The organism is Bacillus sp. J33, from assembly GCF_000518885.1.
GTDB lineage: Bacteria > Bacillota > Bacilli > Bacillales > Cytobacillaceae > Cytobacillus.
Genome location: NZ_JAEL01000003.1, coordinates 125,718 through 144,579, shown reverse-complemented (window position 1 = coordinate 144,579; position 18,862 = coordinate 125,718). Strand labels below are relative to the sequence as shown.

The following is an 18,862-nucleotide window of genomic DNA, read 5'->3' as shown; positions in this document are numbered from 1 at the left end:
TCCTTTAAGTGATGGTGAAATACCAATAGGCTCCTCCTTTCGTAATGGCTTAAATTCTAAATTTATGTTAGTAATTACCAACATACATTATCACTTAAAGGGCTTTGGCATACTTCAAGTAAGAGGATTGAATGTATGCCCTTCAAAAGTGTCATATATAGATTCCATTTCGGGCTTTATATCCGATATGCCCGTCCAGTAATTTATCCATAGACTTTTTATTGTATGTCTGTCCAATTGTTTTTCATCATATAACAGTGTAAAAATGGCGCCATCTATTAGACAAAAATAGCTTTTTATTAATTCAGAAATAGCTTGTTCTTTTATATCCCCTTTTTGAATCCCTTCAGAGAAAAATACTGCAATCTTATCTTTAAAGTAGTTTTTGATCAGTAAATTATGAATTTCTTGCAGTTGTTTTTTTAAATGTTTAGGGGGAAAAATAACAGCTCTTTTCCAAAACTTTGATATTGATATATCCTTTTTTATTGTATTTATATATAACTCAAAGGTGATTCCCAGTTTTCCTTGTATGGAACAATTCATTTGCTCTAGAAGAATAAAATGCTCCCTCATGACTTTCTGATAATGGTTAGCAATATCCTTATAAATACTTAGGAATAATTCATCCTTATTTTTAAAGTGTGCATATATCGAAGATTTTCGAATGCCGGCTCTTACAGCGATATCGTTTAAAGAGGTTCCTTCAAACCCATACTCTGAAAAAAGCTGAAAAGCTCCTTTTTTTAAAGTCATATATTTACTCATTTATTCCTTTACCTACCTATCGTTCGTTTATTTGATAATATAATATCATGACAAATGATATTATTCTATCCTTTTTTATGTGAATAGTCCCAAAATAAAGAAAATTTTTCGAAGATTGATAGGTAAAAACGATTAGGGGCCCTATTTTTTCGAATTGATTGACTTCATTCCCAACTCAGCTATAAGACGATCGGTCAATAAAAGTTACAGGCCAAATAATTGCACATAAGGTTGCGATAGGTTCAAGAATAATAACCAGGCTGAGCGAAATGGCTAAAAATTTAAATGATGCCCCATCAATAAAAGCGACAAATACTATTTGCCGCCTTTTTGGTTATTCCTATTTGACCGATTTTTTCACTTAAGCCAAAACCAGTGATTTGCTATGAGCATTGATATGTTCTTTTAAGAAAGAAATATATCTATTTACATCTTCAATTGTGGTATATGGAGAGATTGAGAAGAATTTATGTGCATAAACTGCTAATCTTTTATCACAGTCGCGTACATTAATTAATCTTTGTTTAGAGGTATTCCCAAAGTATATACAATCCCTTTCAATACCAATTAATTCAGCAAATTCGTCATTATACTGATTAATATCAATAACCTCTTCTCTGGTTAGTTTCCCCTCTTTTTCTTCTTTCCAAAGGACTTTATCTGGATACAACCTAAAGGTTGTAACTGGAGAGACTTCGTTAGTAACTGCTGCATTAGGTAATTCCTTTAATAAGGATTCTCTAAAAGCAATGTTTACAGAAATATAATTAGCTAATAAGGATTGATACCCCTCTATCCCCATTGATAGCAGCGCAGCATAAATAGGGATGGCACTGCCCATGCGAGAGCATTCCAATGTATAGCTAGTATGATAACTTCCATAACCTCTGTTGCCGACATAAGGTGTTTCAGAAGAATCTAAATCTACATATCTCAAATCTTCTTTGTTTTTCAATAAGAACAGACTGGTTATATAAGGTGTTTGACCTAACTTGTGGAAATCAAAGACCATACTGTCAGCGAGGTGAATGCTTTTAAATTTCCGCTGGTAGTTCTTCAATACGGAACAAACTTCTTCTTCAAAATTTAACGGGTTAACCTCAAAATCATAATCGTTAAAGAATGTATACATGCCTCCCATTGCAGAATCAGCATGTACATAGATAGGCTGTAACTTATATTGGTTCTCTAGCTCGCTTGTAATCTTCTTAATACGATCGATATCATCAATTCCAAAGGTGTCTGTTGTACCCATAGTCGCAAGGACATACACAGGTATTCCTCCATTGGAAATAACTTTTTCCATTTTTGATTTTAGATCTTCCAAGTCCATAGAATGATCCTCATTTATTTTTACTCGAATCATATTGTTGATCCCTATACCAGTAGCTTCCGCTGACTTATAAAGACTGTAATGGGATAATTCCGAGCAGAAACAATATATATTATTAGGAATCCCTTCCTTATTTGATTTCGGGAATTGGCGGGCTATCGCAATTCTCAGCGAGTTAAAAACTGCTCCTTGGCCTCCCCACGTTGTATAACCTGCACTTGTATTTTCGTCATACCCAACAACTTTGGACAACATACTAGTCACTTTAATTTCCGCTTTAGCTGCTCCTGACCCTTCAACGTCCCATAAAGCATTACCATTTAGCAAAACCATTACTAAATGCCCTAAAATACTAGCTATATTCGGAAGTGGAGCGGCATTGGCTACATAATTACTATTAACAAATCGATGTCCCTTTGCAAGATCCATCAACTCTTCGATTGTGACATCCATTGGTAGCCCTTTTTTAGGAACAGCTGCTTCGACAAGCAAACGATTATAATAATCCTCAGTATAATCAGGCATTCTCCCTAAGGTTAATTTTGAGGGATCCTTTAATTCATCCATATTTGTGATAATAGTATTAATATACTCTAAAATTTTTCCCCTTTGCTGACCATTTCCATCAGCGCTAGGAAATAGTTCTTGAAGCTCTTTCATTGTTGCCATAAAAAAATCCTCCAAATCTATCTATAAATAAAGCCTATTTTTGATTTCCATTGTTCCTGCTTTGATATTTTCACATTCCTTTCTGCACAAGATTCGATAGTTGTTATGTCCGACAACTGTTTTACTTGTTTTATAATCAAGGTGCTCCCCTTTATTCATTTTTAATATCGACTAAAACGCTCCTATCATTTACTTTAAATACAATTCCGGTATGAATCATATCTTTTCTCTCAAAAGAAACCCTATCACCAATTCTTGCTTTTATTCTTTTCATACTTGTCACTCCTGCTTAGTAGTTACAAAAAAAAGGCCCAAAATAAAGAGTCGCATAAACAACTCAGTATTTTGGGTTAGCTGACTATGTAGCGCAAAATCAGCACTGCACCATAGAGATAGAACTGTAATATTTAATAAAGGAAGTTATTTTTTTAGAGTTTTTTTGAGGGGTTCGTTTTTTTAATAATGTTTTTTTTATTTTTAAATTTAAAAAATTTTAATGATAATTTTGATAATTTTTTATTAACTTTATGTACAGACATTCTTATTCCTCCCAATGCTGCTCATGATATTAATAATGTATTTCAATGGCTTTGTTTTAAACTGCTCTCCCCGTTAGGACAAGAAGAAATCCGCCATATGCTGACTTTAAATCTTGACCCATAGGTCAAAAGGACCAATAATAGGCATCAACCCTTCTTGAAATCAGCGCTCTGGTTTGATATTCAGTTGGTTTTTAAAATTGGTTTCTTATTGTTGTAATGATTTAAAAACAAGCTTTGCTGGCTGTACTCTAGTTTTTTATTTTGGTGTATAAGAATTAGAACATCTAATTCTTGGCTTAATTGAATGGTTTTTTCATGTGAAAGCCCATTATGCTTAATACTTTCAATCATTAAAAGCCTGGTTTTTTCAATTTCTTGTTTTAGTAGTTCATTCATATCTATCTGTCCCTTAAGATATCGCCTACATCTTGTCTCATTGTTAAAGGAGATGCCGATGTTGGACTTCCTATCCGAACAAACATTTGAATGGTGTATCCATCTTTAGCATATTTAGCATGGATTTTTTCGTATTGCTCTTTCATTTCAGGGTATTCTTCCAAAACTTGACTAGGCGGTTGGACAACTATGCCTAAACTATGAGACTTTAAAACAAATCGACTATATAGCCTACCTGCTTTAATTTGACTCACTCGACTATTATCTTTTGAAATAATCATTGCATAGGCCGGTGTGTGGTCTACAGCTGTTTGAGTTGACTTTACAAACAAATCAGCAGAGGTCTTTTCACTATTAATAGCCGGGAAAAGTGTGATTAACCCTTGCATAATATGCTTTTTCATTCCGGATATACCTTGCCCTTCAACTGAATAGCCATATCGATATTTATTTTTCTGGTATTCATTTGCCCGGAATAAATTCGCGGATTCTTCATTTATTCTTTTAAGACTGGACTCAATCTTTGCTCCATTTACAGCAAACTCTCCTAGGGTCTTACGGTCAGAATCACTTTGGAATATTTCCAGCTTCAAGTCCGGTTCGTTATTAATCTCTTTTAACGTTTTGATCTCTTGGGAAGTTAATTCTTTATCCTTATAAGGAGATCGGTTAGTATCAGGCTTAAATAAATGCTCGTAGAGTGGATTTTCCTTAGACTTATCAGGCTGAATAGATATTTTTGCAACTGGTTTTGTCTTCATGCTGGTTTTTAAATCGTTTTCATCATATTCACCTTCTGGAAACAGTTCAATTTCTAATTTATACCCTAATCTTTCTCCTGCAGCCTGAAGGTACTCGAGAAAAGTTCCTTGTGAAATTAAAGTTTGTCGTGCCAGTGGGTCAGCTAAAGGCACTAGTTTATTTGGATCGGAGTATAAATAAAATATTTTAGGGTCTGGGTCAAGACGCACCTGCCATGGCTGCATATTATGACCGCTTGGAGCAAGAATTCCATGTGCAGCCAATTGTACCCTAGGGTCACTATACCTTTTATAATAAGAGTTCATCCAAGGTTCTGAGTATCGATCTTTCATGAAAGCACCACTTGAAATAAGTAAAATGGAAAAAAGAACTAATAAGAGAGCAATGGCTGAAATGATGATAATTCCCATTCTCTTTTTCACCTTTTTCATTTTTATTCTTCCCTTCACTATCGTTGGATGGAGTGAATTAATACATCATAGGTCCTATGAATTAAATCTTCCGGATTTCTATTATGGAACTTCCTAATGTAATTAGCCTTTTTCTTGGCGATAGTAAAGGCACCTATTGTACTTGACCATAGAACAAATGCAGTATCCAGAACATTTAGTCCTTCTCGGATACTTCCATCCTTCATCCCCTGTATCAGTGAGTCAGTCAAAAACGATAGCACCTTTTCGCCCTGTTGATAACATTCATCTCTCGAATGATCCGGGATTCCTTTTTCAAAATCTTTTTCTCCCGTTTCATATTCAACAATTGCCTCAAAATAATTGGGGTGCTTGTTTTTAAATTTAATAAGTGTTATTCCTATTTGCTTAACCCTTTCTATTGCACTTCCCACCCCAAGTTGACTTATATCTTCCTCGAGCATGGCAATCAATAGCTTATAACCCTTTAACATAATCTCAAAATAGATTTGCTCTTTACTATTGAAATACAAATAAACTGTCCGCTTGCTAAACTCGGCTTCCTTTGCAACGTCGTCCATTGTGGATGAAGTATATCCTTTTTCGAAAAAAACTCTTTCGGCTGCCTCTATTATGTCATTTCTCTTCAGTTCTTTTTCTCGCTGTTTTCTTTCAAATGCACCCAATCCTACCATCCTTTCATTAATACGCAATAAGGTAAACTCTAAGTTTACTTAATTACATATTAATGCATTTATAGTTCTTTGTCACTACTAAAATGAAATAACAGGAGATTTTTCCGATCCAAAAGATGGAGTGTTAACACTACTGTTGCGGATTCCTTAAAAATCGGGTATGTAATCATACCTCTCAATTCTTTTCAACAAATTTGTGGAGTTACTGGCACCAAACATTATAATGAGTGGTCCGATGAGTGTTTTGAATCCGTTCCTTGCTTTCTGAATATCACCAAACCGCCTCCTGCTATGAAAATCACTCCAAGCACCTGTGAAATACTTGGCACCTTATGCCAAAATATCCACGATAGCATGAATCCAAATATAACTGAACTATACATCAAGGATGAAACCATATTGGGATGCATATATTTTAGTACATATGATAAAAGCTGCTGTGATCCAACACTCGTTAATGCGATCCCGAGTATTAACAAAATCCCTTTAAAACTTATATATTCTATTCCGTTACTGATCATATAAAAAAAGGAAATCACTGTTGAAAACAAGAAAAAATAAAAGATAATTGTAAAGCTATCTTCAGTTCTCCTTAAGGTTCTTATAAGGACGTTTGAAGCAGCTGAACAGACAGCCGATAATAATGCTAAGATGGAAGCAAAGTTAAGATAGTCAATGGAAGTCGGATTAATTGTAAAATAAACACCTAAAAAGCCCAGAGTAATTCCTAAAAGGACAGTCTTTTCAATTTTTTCTTTAAAGAATACAAGTAAAATGATTGGAATAAAAAAAGGATAGGCAGAATTAAGTGCCAAGGCATTCTCTACCGGTATAAATTGTAATGAGATTGTATACAAGGTAAACATTAGAAAACCAAAGAAACCACGTAATAAATGAAGTAAAGGGACTTTCGTGCCAATCTTCGGCTTTCCGCCGACAAAGTAAAGAGGAACCAGGATCATAAGCGATGAGAAAAAGCGAAAGAAAGTAACGGAGGATTCATTTGCATATCCATTAGCCATTTTAATCAGTACAGACATTAAAGAATATAAGAAACCTGCTAAAATAGTCATTATGATATTAAGCAAATGGCTCACTCCTCATACAAATTTTTGATTTATATGAGTGTATATCATAATGCGTGGTTATGTATAATACTCTTTGCTTATATATACATAAGTTTTACTTATATTTAGGAGGTCAATAATGAATCTTGAGCAGATGGAATACATAACAGAAGTATCAAAGACTCAATCTATTTCGCTTGCTGCACAAAATCTTCATGTTTCACAAGCGGCTGTTAGTCAATCCATTTCATTGTTAGAAAAAGAATTAGGGCTGAAATTATTTACTCGTTCTCGTTTAGGTACAATTCCAACTGATGAAGGTAACATCATTATAAGGAAAGCATTTGAAATCATGAAAAAAATGGGGGAAATTAAAGAAGAGGCTAAATCTATAACATCGTTGTATACGGGAGAATTAACTATTGCTGCTATACCTAGTTTATTTTTGACCTTATTGCCTAAAACTCTATCTAAGTTTAAGAAAGATTGCCCTCATGTGACCGTTTCCATCAGTGAAATGGGCGGGAAAGAAATAATTGATGATATTAGGCAACATAAAGTTGACCTTGGATTAATCGTATTAAATAAAGAATCTTTAATTGACTCACAAGAGACACTTATCTTTCAATATCTGTTGCAGGGAGAAATGAGAGCCTGCGTTCACAAGCACTCTCCTCTGGCTTTAAGTAAAAAATTAAGAGTCCAGGATTTAATTGATTACCCCTTTGTCCTTTATAGTGGCCATAACTGGGAATCAGCCATCCAACAATTTGAAAAGAAATATGGACCTCTCAACATCCTTTTTACTTCAAATAATTCAGAACTAATAAAGAAAACTGTATCAGAGGGATTGGCTATTAGCATATTATCGAATTTTATGCTGAAAGATGACCCATACATAGAAAGCGAAAATATTATCACAATACCAATAATTGATTACAAACCCACTCCAATTTCGTTTGGATGGGTATATTCAAAAAGTAATCCAAGAAAAAGTAATATTAAAAAGTTTTTACACTATTTACACGACTATGTGCAACAACTATAAAAAAGCAAATTATTGTAATAAGCTAGCGAATAGGAAATATACATTTATTCTGATTTAACATTTAGACTAAAAAAAGCAATCTCCTTCGCTGATAATTTTGCTGGAGAAAGTGGATCCAATAACTATAACGACTATACTTATTATCTGAAATTCCAGTAGACCATAGAACGGTATTTCTCCTGGATCATCTCCCCCAAGAGTGTTTTTCGCAGATCAATATAAGGACCAACATAGACTTAAACAGAAGGATTCTTACAGCTAACTATTTTCATGACTCTCTGTTATCCTTTCTCGATTCTTCTTCGGCATACAGCCACTGCTAACAGTAATAGAGGAAGGAATAACCCGACAGTTAAAGAGTAAGCCATTCCTGTTTTTAAATCCCACTCTTGCATATATGCGACATTGGGATATACCACAAGGGAAAGGACAATGGCAATCATTCCTAAAGGTAAAGTAAAAGGGCGAAATTCTTTAATGTTAAGTATTTGTGTAAACCCTAAAACAGAGGCGTAAAAATAAACAACCAGCTTAAAATAGATGGTAATCATCCACATTCCAGCCATAATAGCTTCAATTCGTGTAATAAAATTGCCAATATTAATCCGTTTCGCCAACTCATAACCTGGATACACTAGATTTTCTGAAAAATAGGGACCAAGAACCAAAAGGCTTAATAAAGTGATGATGATCATCACCAGCCCGCCAATTACAGTTCCGATCAAAAAAGATTTTTGAGCTTTTTCCGGCTGATTGACATCAGCAGGAAAAATCATCAATAACACCACAGCATTTATTGTAGACGTGACAACAAGAAACAATGTTCCGTGAAGTAATGGTTTAATCTTCACTTCAAACATAGGCTGAAGGTTTTCAATCTTAATCTCGGGTATGACAGACAACACCAGGCAGATTAAGAAGAAAAAGAAGAGCAGGATAAAAAGCTCTGCGGAACGCGCAAATGTTTCCAGCCCCTGTCGCACTGCCATCACCATAATGGCACCCATAAGAATCACAGTAGCCTCGAGTGGCGTTTCCGGCATTATTTCTACAATGAAAAAATTACCGGTATAAAATAAAAGAGCAGAAGAATATAAAAATGCCAGCGAAAAAAATAAAAGAGAAATCGATTTGCCCAGCCATTTTCCTAAAACCTCTTCATTCATTTGTACAATTGTCATCTTTGGAAACATAAGACCGAGCTTGTTATATAGCAGGATGATCAGCAAACTGAATCCCACACCGAGGACGGCTGCAATCCAAGCATCTTGTTTCGCCTCGGTCGCCAGGGCTGATGGTACAATTAAAATAGATGTACCAATGTTAAATAAAATGACTAAAACCCTGAATTGACGGACCGATATTTTCTCGCATTTAAACAACGCATCACCTCCTTTTCCATTGAATGTAAAAGTGAATATAAAATTAACATGCGATTTAATAATGACGCAAAATCTAAGTTTATATAATCCTCCAACCTTTTCGGCAGCACTTCAAGAAAGTGTAAATGCTTTTTCCAGTATAACTATCCTACTCTTTTATATTTTCCAGCGGCGAATTTCCAATTGTGCCTGTCCGTCGAAGCTTTATATCTATTTTTACTTCTATTGGCATGTTAGTGAATTTCTCATCCCATTCCTTCTTTGCCTTTTTCCAATAGTCAGGATTCGAACGATGAATCGCCTCGCCAAAGCCAAAAACATCAACGTTAAATTCTTCCTGTGTTTTTGCTATACTCGATTCAATTATTTCTTTAAGTGTTCTTTCCGCTTCCTTTTCCAAATCATCTATCGTTTTCGTTTTCGATAAATCCAGCTTCCGGCATTGAACATCTCCAACATTTCCTTCTAGCTGAATTTCAACAGTTCCTTTTGGTGATCCATTTTCAACATTCGCTTTCAGATCCGTTTTCGTACTAATGACCTCAATTCCTACCTTCCCTTTTTCGTCAGGGCAAGACACTTCGCCAATCGTACTTTTTACATTGCCTAGAATATAATTAACCGTTTTACTTTCATCTTCGTTCAGCCAGCCGATTAATTTATCCTCTTTAAACACTGCTAAACCGCTATATTTCAATGTAACATCTGGGGCAATTTCTTGAACATGTTCGCTCTTTTCTGCTTTTTGGATATCCCCCGATATCTGGAGCCCGGTTAATTGTGCCTCTTTTCCCTCAGCCACGATATCCCCTATCAGTTCGTCCATGGTCACTGCCATTGAAGGGGCCCATGCTTTCTCAGACGTTTCAAGTGATTTAAATAGCTTGCTGGCAGGAATATTTTCTAATCCCGTCAACACTTTTAATACGTTCTCCGCATTCGTATCTTTCGCAATCACAACGTAAAAGTCTGATCGCAATTCATGATCCCTTGATAAAAAATCCAACACTTCACTTAATCCTTTTTCAGCTAACTCTTCACTTAATACCAGAATTCGAATATGCGGAAAATAAAGTTTTCTAGCCGTAACCGTTGTCATTCTTCTTATCGCTTCAAAGACAGTGTCTCCTTTTTCTTGATATGTAGTCACTGGTGTTTTCTGACCGCCTCCTTGTTTGGCAGCAACTTCCCCAGGATTGACGACCTGGGTTGTAATAATAAATTGATCATCTTCTTTATCTATCGCCATACCGACCGTGATCGCAAGATCATTCAATTCCTTCCGGTTCCAACAACCTGATAAGAGATTAAGCAACAGGAAAATCATAATAAATAAACTACTTTTTCTTTTCACATTGAATCCTCCCTTCTTGCTATAATGGCAATACTATTATCCGCCTTTTGAAATTTTGTTTATCGCTTTAAGTTTTCCTTTCTTGCCCCAGCTTCTAAGGTTAAACCTCACCCTGCTATTCCTGCTTCCCAGGCCCCTCTCCATCCTCTTTACCTCATTAAAGCCATCAATAGATCACTTAACGGTTTAAACATTGCTGCAATCCAATCGAAAGGATTGGGAATTTTCATATCCAAACCTTTCGCAATACTTAACCCGCTCCCGCAAAGCAGCAACAGTGAAAAAACCCCTAATTCTTTCATCTGCCTTTTCTCCAAAAGCGGCGGTACCTCCAAAACAATGATCATAATCGCTCCGAGAAGTATTCCTATAATGACCCACATATTGAACTGCTCCTTTAATTTTTCGAGTTCTACTGCATTTACCGCACTAAAGAATATTTAGTTCTCCTTACAGTTTCAAGAACGTCCTCTCATTATTATTCAGCCATAGCTTTAACTGTTCATTTACCTTTCCTCCAAAACCTACTTTTGATTGCGAGGATCTGGCTTTGGTAAAGGAGTATCTTCTCGTTTTATATTTTTCTGACTGATCAAGCGCGGACGCGAAAATAATCCCCAGCGAGGAAAGCGGAAAATGACATCTTTTTGATCTTCAACAATAAATGGAGCAAGCGGAGACATATAAGGAATTCCAAACGAACGCAAACTGCAAAGATGATTACTAAGAGCAATCAAGCTGACAATGATCCCGAATAATCCAAATGAGGCGGCCAATCCCATAAAAACAAAACGCAGCATTCTTACCGAAATAGACAGGCTGTCAGAACTAACAAGAAAGCTTGAAATCGCTGTAATTGCCACAACAATAACCATTGCTGCGGAGACAATACCAGCATCCACTGCGGCAGTTCCAATTACCAATGTCCCTACAATCGAAACAGCTTGACCAATGGCTCTTGGCATTCGAACACCGGCTTCGCGCAAAATTTCAAAGGTGACTTCCATCATGAGCGCTTCGATGAAGGCAGGAAAAGGAACTCCTTCTCGTTGAGCAGCCAGGTTAATAAGAAGCGGAGTCGGCAGCATTTCCTGATGAAAGGTCGTGACGGCAATGTAAAATGATGGACCAAGCAGCGCTATAAAAAATCCAATAAAACGAAGTATGCGGAGAAGAGTGACAATATCAGCCCGTTGATAATAATCATCAGCAGTTTGAAAAAATTGAACAAATAGTGAAGGGACTATAAGAGCATGCGGGCTCCCGTCAACAAAAATAGCGACACGCCCTTCCAATAAATTTGCGGCAGTTACATCAGGACGTTCTGTATGGAAAATAGTTGGGAATGGTGTAAAGGTTTTATCCTGAATTAACTCTTCAACATAACCGGTCTCTAAAATTCCATCAATATTAATTTGATCGAGACGCTTCCGAACTTCCTCAACCACTTTGTCATTGACGATGCCTTTAATATATGCCATTGAAACGTTAGTTTTTGTAACAGTCCCGAGCTTCTTCGTTTCAAACCAAAGATTTTGATCATTTATTTTCCGTCGCAGCAATGCTGTATTCGTCCGTAAGCTTTCTGAATAAGCTTCTTTTGGACCACGTACTGTATTTTCACTTGTTGCTTCCGGAACGCCGCGTTCCTTTCCGCCCTTCATACCAATTGCAAAACCTTGTGTATAACCGTCCAGTAAAAGAATGACATTGCCTGCTAACATTAAATTAAATAAATGGTTATAGTCTGTTAACTCTTTTAAATCTCCGACTGCCAAAACAGAATCCTTCAACAGCTGCAAAAGGTGATCCTTTGAAGCAACATTTTTGTCTATATCTATATCCTGTATATTGAACATGAGAGATTCCAAAACGAAATTTTGAATTGAGGCTGTATCAATTAAGCCATCGGTATAAAAAATTCCTGCCTTTAGCTTTCTTTCCTTACCTATGCGAAATTCCCTGATGATAATATCATCGCTGTCACCAAGAGTTTCCTTAACTTTTCTAATATTTTCGCTAAGGCTTGAATGTAAGTCGTTTTTCTGAGTATGTTCTTGATTTTGACTTTTTAGTGAAGACAAGGATTGTTTCCGACGATTTATTAACGATTTATTAAAGAATCCCATATTTCCCTCCTTGTCACTTCTTAAGGCTATAATTCCCTCCATTAGTAGTTCTTATTACTCAACTTAACTAATATAGGAAATTTCTCCAGACCATCCAATTATTGATGAATTAGTCATACGAAGACAACGAAGACAGGGACTTATTTACTTAAGGAATATTTGATAGGTGGTCCAGCATCTCCCTAATGGAAACGGTTTTGTTACTTAAAAAGGGGCTTGAAGCATGAAGAAAATGACATTTGGATTTAATCCGATATTTAGATGCCAGTGCAGAACATGATTAAGCCTCCTTTTTTCAGGGATAATTCCACATCTTCGGTAATTACCAATCTGGCCCTTTACATAAAGAAAACACTTTCCAATTTCAGAAAAGTGCCTGATTGTTGAAGATAGTATTAAAGACTCTAGGTTAGATATCCAATGAGTTGCTTTTACAGCAGCTTCTTCTATAAATGGAGTGAACTCACTTTATATCACTTTAATTAAGATTGAGCGACTTTACTCTCTCTTTTCTTTTCTTCAAGTTTCCTAAACCCTATATAAATTAAGCTGATACAAATTACTAACCCAATGATTGCAGGGACAAAGATTGATTTCCCTGCTTCTCCGCCAAATGCAACACTCCAAATCATTTTTCCTACAGCCATAAAAACCACTACAGATAAACCAAACCATAAACTACGCTTCCAGAAAGCCACTCCTAAAGCAATGAATGAAATGGGTATAAGAGATGTCATCAATATTTTGGCAAATCCCCAATCACCATTTAAATAGTCTTTTTCCATATCTAAGAATTGCTTTACTTGTTCGCTAATAATATCAGGCTTTGGAAACCAGAACATGCTAGTTAGCAGCAAAAAAATTGTTCCTAAAATACCAGCCACACTCTTTTTGTATGCAAAATAGCAAAAAGGAATAAGAAACAATGGTCTTATATACCAGCTTAATTGATTTTGATGCCGTTCATATGCCCACTCAAAAAAACTTTTATTAGTGAATGCTAAAATAAGGAATAAAATAGTAAGCACTCCAAAAATCACAGCAACAGTTTTATCATATTGTTTGATTTTTCTTTTCATGTCATTCATTTCTTCCTAATCCTCCGCGCATAAAATCAACGTAATAATCAAGGTTCTTTAACATTTTTTGAAGTTCAAAATCTTCTTCCCTATAAAAAATTTCATCAAAATGAACAAACAGGTAACTTATCGTTCTTACAAGAAAATCCTCAGAAAATTCCTCTTTGAAGTTTTTATTTTTTATTGCTTCCTTTATCATTTCTTCAAGCAATTTTTCTGTACTATTTCCTAACATATCTTTTGCCGCTTCGTATATTTTGTTGCCCTTTTCTCTCATGAACATCTTGCTTAATTGGTAATACTTTGGGAAAGCTGCAGCAAATTCTACACCAATTCTTGCCTGTAACTTAAACTTTTCAAAAATGTCCTTTTCCACATAGTCTTCTATATATTCTTTAGTCCTGTTACTCACATATTCCCATTTGGTTTTAGCAGAAGACTCCAAGACAAATAAATAAAGTGCTTGTTTATCCTGAAAATGATAATAAAAAGTACCCTTACTAATACCTGCATTTTTTAAAATGTGATTTAAAGATGCGTCTTCAAAATTTTTTGTTATAAATTCATCTAATGCTGCTTCAAATAATTGAGCCTTTCTTTCAAATGATTTTTCCTTCAATTTTTTATATACCTCCTGATTTTTTTATATACCTACTGGTTCATTTTTATAGACCACAAAGTCTAGACTGTGTGGTCTACACAGAATAACTCTTTTTACTTAAACTGTCAATAGTGTGTATAGCCGCTCTGCTATTAAGGAATTAGGATTCATTCACTCCACAAGCTGGTTCGATTGCGGAACAAAAAAAATCCTGTATATCGTACAGGACTTTAAATTAACCTTTATTATAAATATTTGAACCAATTTCTCATAAGATGGCTGGATTCAGTTGGCAGTCGAAAGTGAAATAAAACAACCGGCTATTCCCCATAAGAAAGTTGGAAAGAGGAAAAGTTAAATCCAATAAATGAGAAGAAGGAAGATGACAGCGATGCTCCCCTTCTAAGATAAGCCGGACATAAAATCGATTTTGTCAGCGTGTTGCGGAAAATCGACGAGAGGATTTCTATTTTTTTGAATAAGGAAGATCTCTTTGTTTCGATGTTTTTCATAAATGGATACCTTATAATGTCGATGCCAATTTAGCAGCATTTGAATGTCTTTACCGCTGTAGCGGGTAATTTCTCCCGGATATCTCAACAAAAAATACAATGTCGCCCTGGCAGCTGCACCTTTTCCGCTTTCGGGCTCAAACTTTCCCTCTTCGTATTTCCCGCAATGTGTTTTAATCGCTTCTGTCTCCATTTTGGGAGAATAGTCAGCGAAATCAAAATAAGGATAATTGGATCTAGTAGAATTACAATCTTTTTCACATGTAAATAGATGATGCAAGTCGCCTCTCATTGGATTTTCCTTATCAAACCAGGATTGAGGGACGACATGTTCACAATTATACATATTTTCACTTTCAATGGCTGCCGCAGCTTTCATCCAATCATCCTTGTTTTTGGGATTCCTTTTTAACAGCTTGTCATACCCTTCTTTTCTCTTTTGATCGGTGTCGTGATCTTCTTTTATGACTTGTTCAGGATCCTTTTGTTTTCCTGAATAGATGCTCTTGAGGGTCCCGTCCATATGGAGGTCAACGGTGGAATAGAGATAATCACGGGTTTTGGCGTTATAAGGGAGCTGATTTTCATGTGTATTCGTAATTAATTGATTTAGCTGTTTATATAATTCTGTTTTGTCCTCTTCATTAAAATCAATGTTCTGATAATAGTCATTGACGATCCGAGAATCCTCTTCTTCGTCATAATAATCTTTTGCATTTTTTTCAATCTTCTTTTTGTAATCCTTTAGCGCCAGTAATGTAGCTTTTAAATCTTCACGTTCATTTGTTGCTTTCCCTTGCATATCCTCCATGATGCTTTCCTATCTCCTTTCTTTTTTATATATGCTCTGTAAAACTTCTGCTCCAGGAGCTCAAGCTGTCAGCGGGCTGTCCGGGAGTCTCCCGCATGACATTGAATAAGCTTACTCAAATGAACACCTCGTCATAAGAAAATGCGTTAGCATTTTCGCAGGATTAGCACCTTCCGCGCCATTCAACAGGGTGCTTAGAATCTACAATCAGCTTTAACACAGCCTTTATATAAGATAATGGACTGAGAACAATTGCCTGTCCGTTGCTTGAGGCAACAGTTATTATCCGATATGCAGGAATAGTCCACTTCCGCTCTCTTGCAATCTAGTTATTTTGGCTGTTTATTATCCCCATCCATACTGGGAGCATTGATCCTATCATTTAATTGTTCAACTAAGTTCAGTAAGAGAAAGCCGTTCCCTTCAGCGCTTTTCCGGTAATTAAGCGGCAGGGTGCGCCTGATAAGCTGGGCATAGACCTCTGCTTCCATTAGGGGTCGGCCAAACTCTTTTTCACTTAAATTGATAATTAAGGCTAAAGCTCCTGCTGTATGCGGAGCGGCCATGGAGGTTCCGGACAGTTTTGCAAATTTATTATCCGGATACGTTGATAGGACATTTACACCTGGCGCTACAAGATCTACTTCATTATTTGTATTCGTAAATGGAGCAAGCTTTAAGTCCATACTCACAGCACCGACAGAAATGACTTCGTTATAAGCACCAGGATAGGCATACTCAAATGTATCCTCTTGGCCGTCCCCCTCATTTCCAGCAGCAACTACAACGGATACATCCTGATTAACTGCATTTTGAATTGCATTATGCAATTCAGGTACATCATGCGGACCGCCTAGTGACATGCTAATTACTCGAACCCGTTCATTTTTAGGACCGCGCCATTCAACAGCATATTTTATGGCATTTATAATCCATTCATAATTACCAGAACCTTCTCCTGTTAATGCCTTTAAACATAAAATTTGAGATTTCGGAGCAACCCCTACAACACCGTTATTATTAAGGCTTGCTGCAATGGTCCCTGATACATGTGTGCCATGACCGTTATTGTCTTCAAAATTGGAAATGTCGCCATTATGATCTGTTGTAAAATTCCTTCCGCCAATTATTCGATCCTTAAGATCCGGGTGATCGGTGTCAGCACCGGTATCAATGACCGCAATGACAATGCCTTCACCTTGATTGCTTTTCTCCCATATGGCAGGGGCCTGTACCAATTGAATCCCCTCTGGTGTTTCATTTGTGCTTTCTGCAATCGACTGAACGGTATAAGGTATCAATTTAACCTTTTTTTGCGTCATCTTTTTTATCCTCCTTCGGAAGTATTTTCAAGATATATATATGTAGCTGATAAACGAAAGTGTACAAGTTTCAATATATTAAAATATTTTTGTAATAAATTAAGTTTTATTTTAATTGGATGATAGAGAAGATATAAACTGCGTTGGGCTGTCTCTTTCTATTTCACTATTTATTGATATCATGCCACCTCCAAAACCGAACGTTTGTTCTTATCTTATCATAAGATGGAAGGCCCTGGCAATAAGTAAAATGTTATTTTTAGGGTATAACCTGTATATATGACAGATTCTTTTGAAAAGGATAATGATAAATATCCTAAAATATGCAGAAAGTATTGAACCTGTCCTATACAAAATTGAATTTATTCCATATACATGTAAAGAAGATAAATTTAATAGAAGAAAGGTGAGTATTGATGAAGCTTTATTTAGATCCTGGTCATGGCGGCTCAGACCCAGGTGCCCAGGGCAATGGATTGATGGAAAAGAATATTACTTTAGATATTGCTCTTAAAATACGTTCAATCTTAACTTCTCAATATGAAAATGTTGAAGTAAGGATGAGCCGAACAGCGGATACGGCCAAGAGCTTAAGCCAGCGGACAAATGAAGCGAATGCTTGGGGAGCCGATTTTTATTTGTCGATTCACTGTAATGCTTTCAATGGATCCGCGAGAGGATACGAAGATTATATCCATTCAAGCTTATCCGACTCTTCAGCAACCGCAAGATATCGGGATATCATCCATGCAGAGGTAATCAAATTAAATCAGCTGCCAGACCGGGGCAAAAAGAAGGCCAATTTCCATGTTCTTCGTGAAACCGCGATGCCTGCCCTTTTATCAGAAAATGGCTTTATTGATAATGCACAGGATGCAGCACTGATGAAACAATCATCATGGCGCCAAAATGTCGCACAAGGTCATGCAAATGGAATAGCAAAAGCATTTAATCTTAGGCGCAAACAGCAGGAGGAGCCTGGCACAGTATATAAAGTCATTGCCGGGTCGTTCAAATCAAGAGCTAATGCGGATGAGCGTGTTACTTTCCTTCGGTCCAAAGGGATTGAATCGTTTGTAGATACCGTATCTATCTCAGGTTCCATCTGGTACAGGGTACAAGCAGGAGCATTTTCGAGCCGGGATAATGCAGAAAAACGCCTGCAGGATGTTAAAAGGGCAGGAATTAGTGATGCCTATATTATTTCTGAAGGTACAGCAAGTCAGGAAGGATACTCCATTTCGGGCCAGACTTTTCTCTCCCCGGAACATATGAATCTATTTGTAAAAAACGTCAATCCAGAAGCGCTGGAGTTAGGGATGTATTATTTAACGTTTGGAGAATATTATGGAATCAGGGGTGACATTGCCTTTGCACAGGCCATGCATGAAACAGACTATCTCCGATTCACGGGTGTTGTGAAGCCTGAGCAGAACAATTTTTGCGGGTTAGGCGCAACAGGTCCGGATAACCCGGGCGCAAGCTTTAAAACACCAAGGGAAGGTGTGCTTGCCCATTTGCAGCATTTATATGCCTATGCATCTGCTAAACCATTGCCTGACGGATATCCACTTGTAGATCCGCGTTTTGATCTTGTAGAAAGGGGCTCTGCTCCAACATGGGTTGGTTTAAACGGAAAATGGGCTGTGCCAGGCACGAATTATGGCCAGGCCATACTTGGTATGTATGAAAGAATGATTAATAGTGCCAAGGAAAGCCTGGATAACGTTTTAAAAGAGGTAAAAGGCTAATCTTCTCTGGCTTTTTGCCCTTTTTGTTATTTGAATTTTTATCATTCCCGCTATTAAAATGTGCATAGATATCTTGTACAAAAATTTTAAGAGAGGAATGAATATCCCAGTATCCATTTACGCAAAAAAGCCAATCCGCTGCGGAAAGGCTTTCTTTTTTAAGATTTCTATAAATAGTTATCAGCTTGCGTAATACTACTTCATGTTTTACTTATTCATCTCCTCCAGCAA

The 18,862-nt window shown here is 36.6% G+C and carries 17 protein-coding genes; 2 read left to right on the top strand and 15 right to left on the bottom strand.

What is annotated here, in order from left to right:
• Positions 1-114 precede the first annotated feature (114 nt).
• The 7 genes from L634_RS32115 to L634_RS0100790 all read right to left on the bottom strand — a co-directional run bounded on the left by L634_RS32115 (position 115) and on the right by L634_RS0100790 (position 6,663).
• Positions 115-768, bottom strand: coding sequence for a TetR/AcrR family transcriptional regulator (locus L634_RS32115; protein ID WP_084028790.1), 654 nt, complete (start codon positions 766-768; stop codon positions 115-117).
• A gap of 361 nt (positions 769-1,129) precedes the next feature.
• On the bottom strand, positions 1,130-2,761 hold the full coding sequence (locus L634_RS0100825) for a pyridoxal phosphate-dependent decarboxylase family protein (RefSeq protein ID WP_026580795.1): 1,632 nt from the start codon (positions 2,759-2,761) through the stop codon (positions 1,130-1,132).
• Positions 2,762-2,921: 160 nt separating this feature from the next.
• Complete coding sequence (locus L634_RS32375) at positions 2,922-3,044, bottom strand: DUF2187 family protein (RefSeq protein ID WP_084028788.1); 123 nt, start codon at positions 3,042-3,044, stop codon at positions 2,922-2,924.
• 448 nt (positions 3,045-3,492) lie between these two features.
• Entirely contained in the window at positions 3,493-3,708 is a 216-nt protein-coding gene (locus L634_RS0100805; protein WP_026580793.1) for an aspartyl-phosphate phosphatase Spo0E family protein, read from the bottom strand.
• Between the two features lie 2 nt (positions 3,709-3,710).
• Positions 3,711-4,901 carry an Acg family FMN-binding oxidoreductase gene (locus tag L634_RS0100800; RefSeq protein ID WP_034261606.1) on the bottom strand — a complete coding sequence of 397 codons (1,191 nt, stop codon included), beginning with the start codon at positions 4,899-4,901 and terminating at the stop codon, positions 3,711-3,713.
• Positions 4,902-4,918: 17 nt separating this feature from the next.
• Positions 4,919-5,566 (bottom strand): TetR/AcrR family transcriptional regulator, encoded by a 648-nt coding sequence (locus tag L634_RS0100795; protein WP_026580791.1) that lies wholly within the window; start codon positions 5,564-5,566, stop codon positions 4,919-4,921.
• A 227-nt stretch (positions 5,567-5,793) separates the two neighbouring features.
• Entirely contained in the window at positions 5,794-6,663 is an 870-nt protein-coding gene (locus tag L634_RS0100790) for a DMT family transporter (RefSeq protein WP_026580790.1), read from the bottom strand.
• A gap of 118 nt (positions 6,664-6,781) precedes the next feature.
• Here L634_RS0100790 and L634_RS0100785 point away from each other — a divergent pair, with 118 nt between their 5' ends.
• Entirely contained in the window at positions 6,782-7,690 is a 909-nt protein-coding gene (locus tag L634_RS0100785) for a LysR family transcriptional regulator (RefSeq protein ID WP_026580789.1), read from the top strand.
• A gap of 281 nt (positions 7,691-7,971) precedes the next feature.
• Here the strand turns inward: L634_RS0100785 and L634_RS0100780 are convergent, their stop codons facing one another.
• From L634_RS0100780 to L634_RS0100740, 8 genes are all read right to left on the bottom strand, one after another.
• Complete coding sequence (locus L634_RS0100780) at positions 7,972-9,072, bottom strand: GerAB/ArcD/ProY family transporter (RefSeq protein WP_026580788.1); 1,101 nt, start codon at positions 9,070-9,072, stop codon at positions 7,972-7,974.
• 148 nt (positions 9,073-9,220) lie between these two features.
• Positions 9,221-10,426 carry a Ger(x)C family spore germination protein gene (locus tag L634_RS0100775; RefSeq protein WP_026580787.1) on the bottom strand — a complete coding sequence of 402 codons (1,206 nt, stop codon included), beginning with the start codon at positions 10,424-10,426 and terminating at the stop codon, positions 9,221-9,223.
• A 149-nt stretch (positions 10,427-10,575) separates the two neighbouring features.
• Positions 10,576-10,809, bottom strand: a complete 234-nt coding sequence (locus L634_RS0100765; RefSeq protein WP_026580786.1) for a hypothetical protein — start codon at positions 10,807-10,809, stop codon at positions 10,576-10,578.
• A gap of 141 nt (positions 10,810-10,950) precedes the next feature.
• Positions 10,951-12,555 (bottom strand): spore germination protein, encoded by a 1,605-nt coding sequence (locus L634_RS0100760; protein WP_026580785.1) that lies wholly within the window; start codon positions 12,553-12,555, stop codon positions 10,951-10,953.
• 482 nt (positions 12,556-13,037) lie between these two features.
• Positions 13,038-13,643, bottom strand: coding sequence for a hypothetical protein (locus L634_RS0100755; RefSeq protein WP_051428131.1), 606 nt, complete (start codon positions 13,641-13,643; stop codon positions 13,038-13,040).
• Positions 13,636-14,253, bottom strand: a complete 618-nt coding sequence (locus tag L634_RS32110; protein WP_051428130.1) for a TetR/AcrR family transcriptional regulator — start codon at positions 14,251-14,253, stop codon at positions 13,636-13,638. Before L634_RS32110 ends, L634_RS0100755 begins: the two co-directional genes overlap by 8 nt.
• A gap of 384 nt (positions 14,254-14,637) precedes the next feature.
• A complete protein-coding gene (locus L634_RS0100745; protein ID WP_026580783.1) occupies positions 14,638-15,558 on the bottom strand; it encodes an endonuclease I family protein in 921 nt (306 codons plus the stop codon).
• Between the two features lie 329 nt (positions 15,559-15,887).
• Positions 15,888-16,880, bottom strand: coding sequence for a S8 family peptidase (locus L634_RS0100740; protein WP_026580782.1), 993 nt, complete (start codon positions 16,878-16,880; stop codon positions 15,888-15,890).
• Positions 16,881-17,296: 416 nt separating this feature from the next.
• On the opposite strand from L634_RS0100740, the gene L634_RS0100735 reads away from it, so the two are divergent.
• Positions 17,297-18,631 carry an N-acetylmuramoyl-L-alanine amidase gene (locus L634_RS0100735; RefSeq protein ID WP_026580781.1) on the top strand — a complete coding sequence of 445 codons (1,335 nt, stop codon included), beginning with the start codon at positions 17,297-17,299 and terminating at the stop codon, positions 18,629-18,631.
• The last annotated feature ends 231 nt before the right edge of the window (positions 18,632-18,862 follow it).

Coding starts and splice junctions, on each gene's coding strand:
- L634_RS32115 (WP_084028790.1), bottom strand. CDS start 768: ATGAGTAAATATATGACTTTAAAAAAAGGAGCTTTTCAGCTTTTTTCA.
- L634_RS0100825 (WP_026580795.1), bottom strand. CDS start 2,761: ATGAAAGAGCTTCAAGAACTATTTCCTAGCGCTGATGGAAATGGTCAG.
- L634_RS32375 (WP_084028788.1), bottom strand. CDS start 3,044: ATGAAAAGAATAAAAGCAAGAATTGGTGATAGGGTTTCTTTTGAGAGA.
- L634_RS0100805 (WP_026580793.1), bottom strand. CDS start 3,708: ATGAATGAACTACTAAAACAAGAAATTGAAAAAACCAGGCTTTTAATG.
- L634_RS0100800 (WP_034261606.1), bottom strand. CDS start 4,901: ATGAAAAAGGTGAAAAAGAGAATGGGAATTATCATCATTTCAGCCATT.
- L634_RS0100785 (WP_026580789.1), top strand. CDS start 6,782: ATGAATCTTGAGCAGATGGAATACATAACAGAAGTATCAAAGACTCAA.
- L634_RS0100765 (WP_026580786.1), bottom strand. CDS start 10,809: ATGTGGGTCATTATAGGAATACTTCTCGGAGCGATTATGATCATTGTT.
- L634_RS0100760 (WP_026580785.1), bottom strand. CDS start 12,555: ATGGGATTCTTTAATAAATCGTTAATAAATCGTCGGAAACAATCCTTG.
- L634_RS0100755 (WP_051428131.1), bottom strand. CDS start 13,643: ATGAATGACATGAAAAGAAAAATCAAACAATATGATAAAACTGTTGCT.
- L634_RS0100745 (WP_026580783.1), bottom strand. CDS start 15,558: ATGGAGGATATGCAAGGGAAAGCAACAAATGAACGTGAAGATTTAAAA.
- L634_RS0100740 (WP_026580782.1), bottom strand. CDS start 16,880: ATGACGCAAAAAAAGGTTAAATTGATACCTTATACCGTTCAGTCGATT.
- L634_RS0100735 (WP_026580781.1), top strand. CDS start 17,297: ATGAAGCTTTATTTAGATCCTGGTCATGGCGGCTCAGACCCAGGTGCC.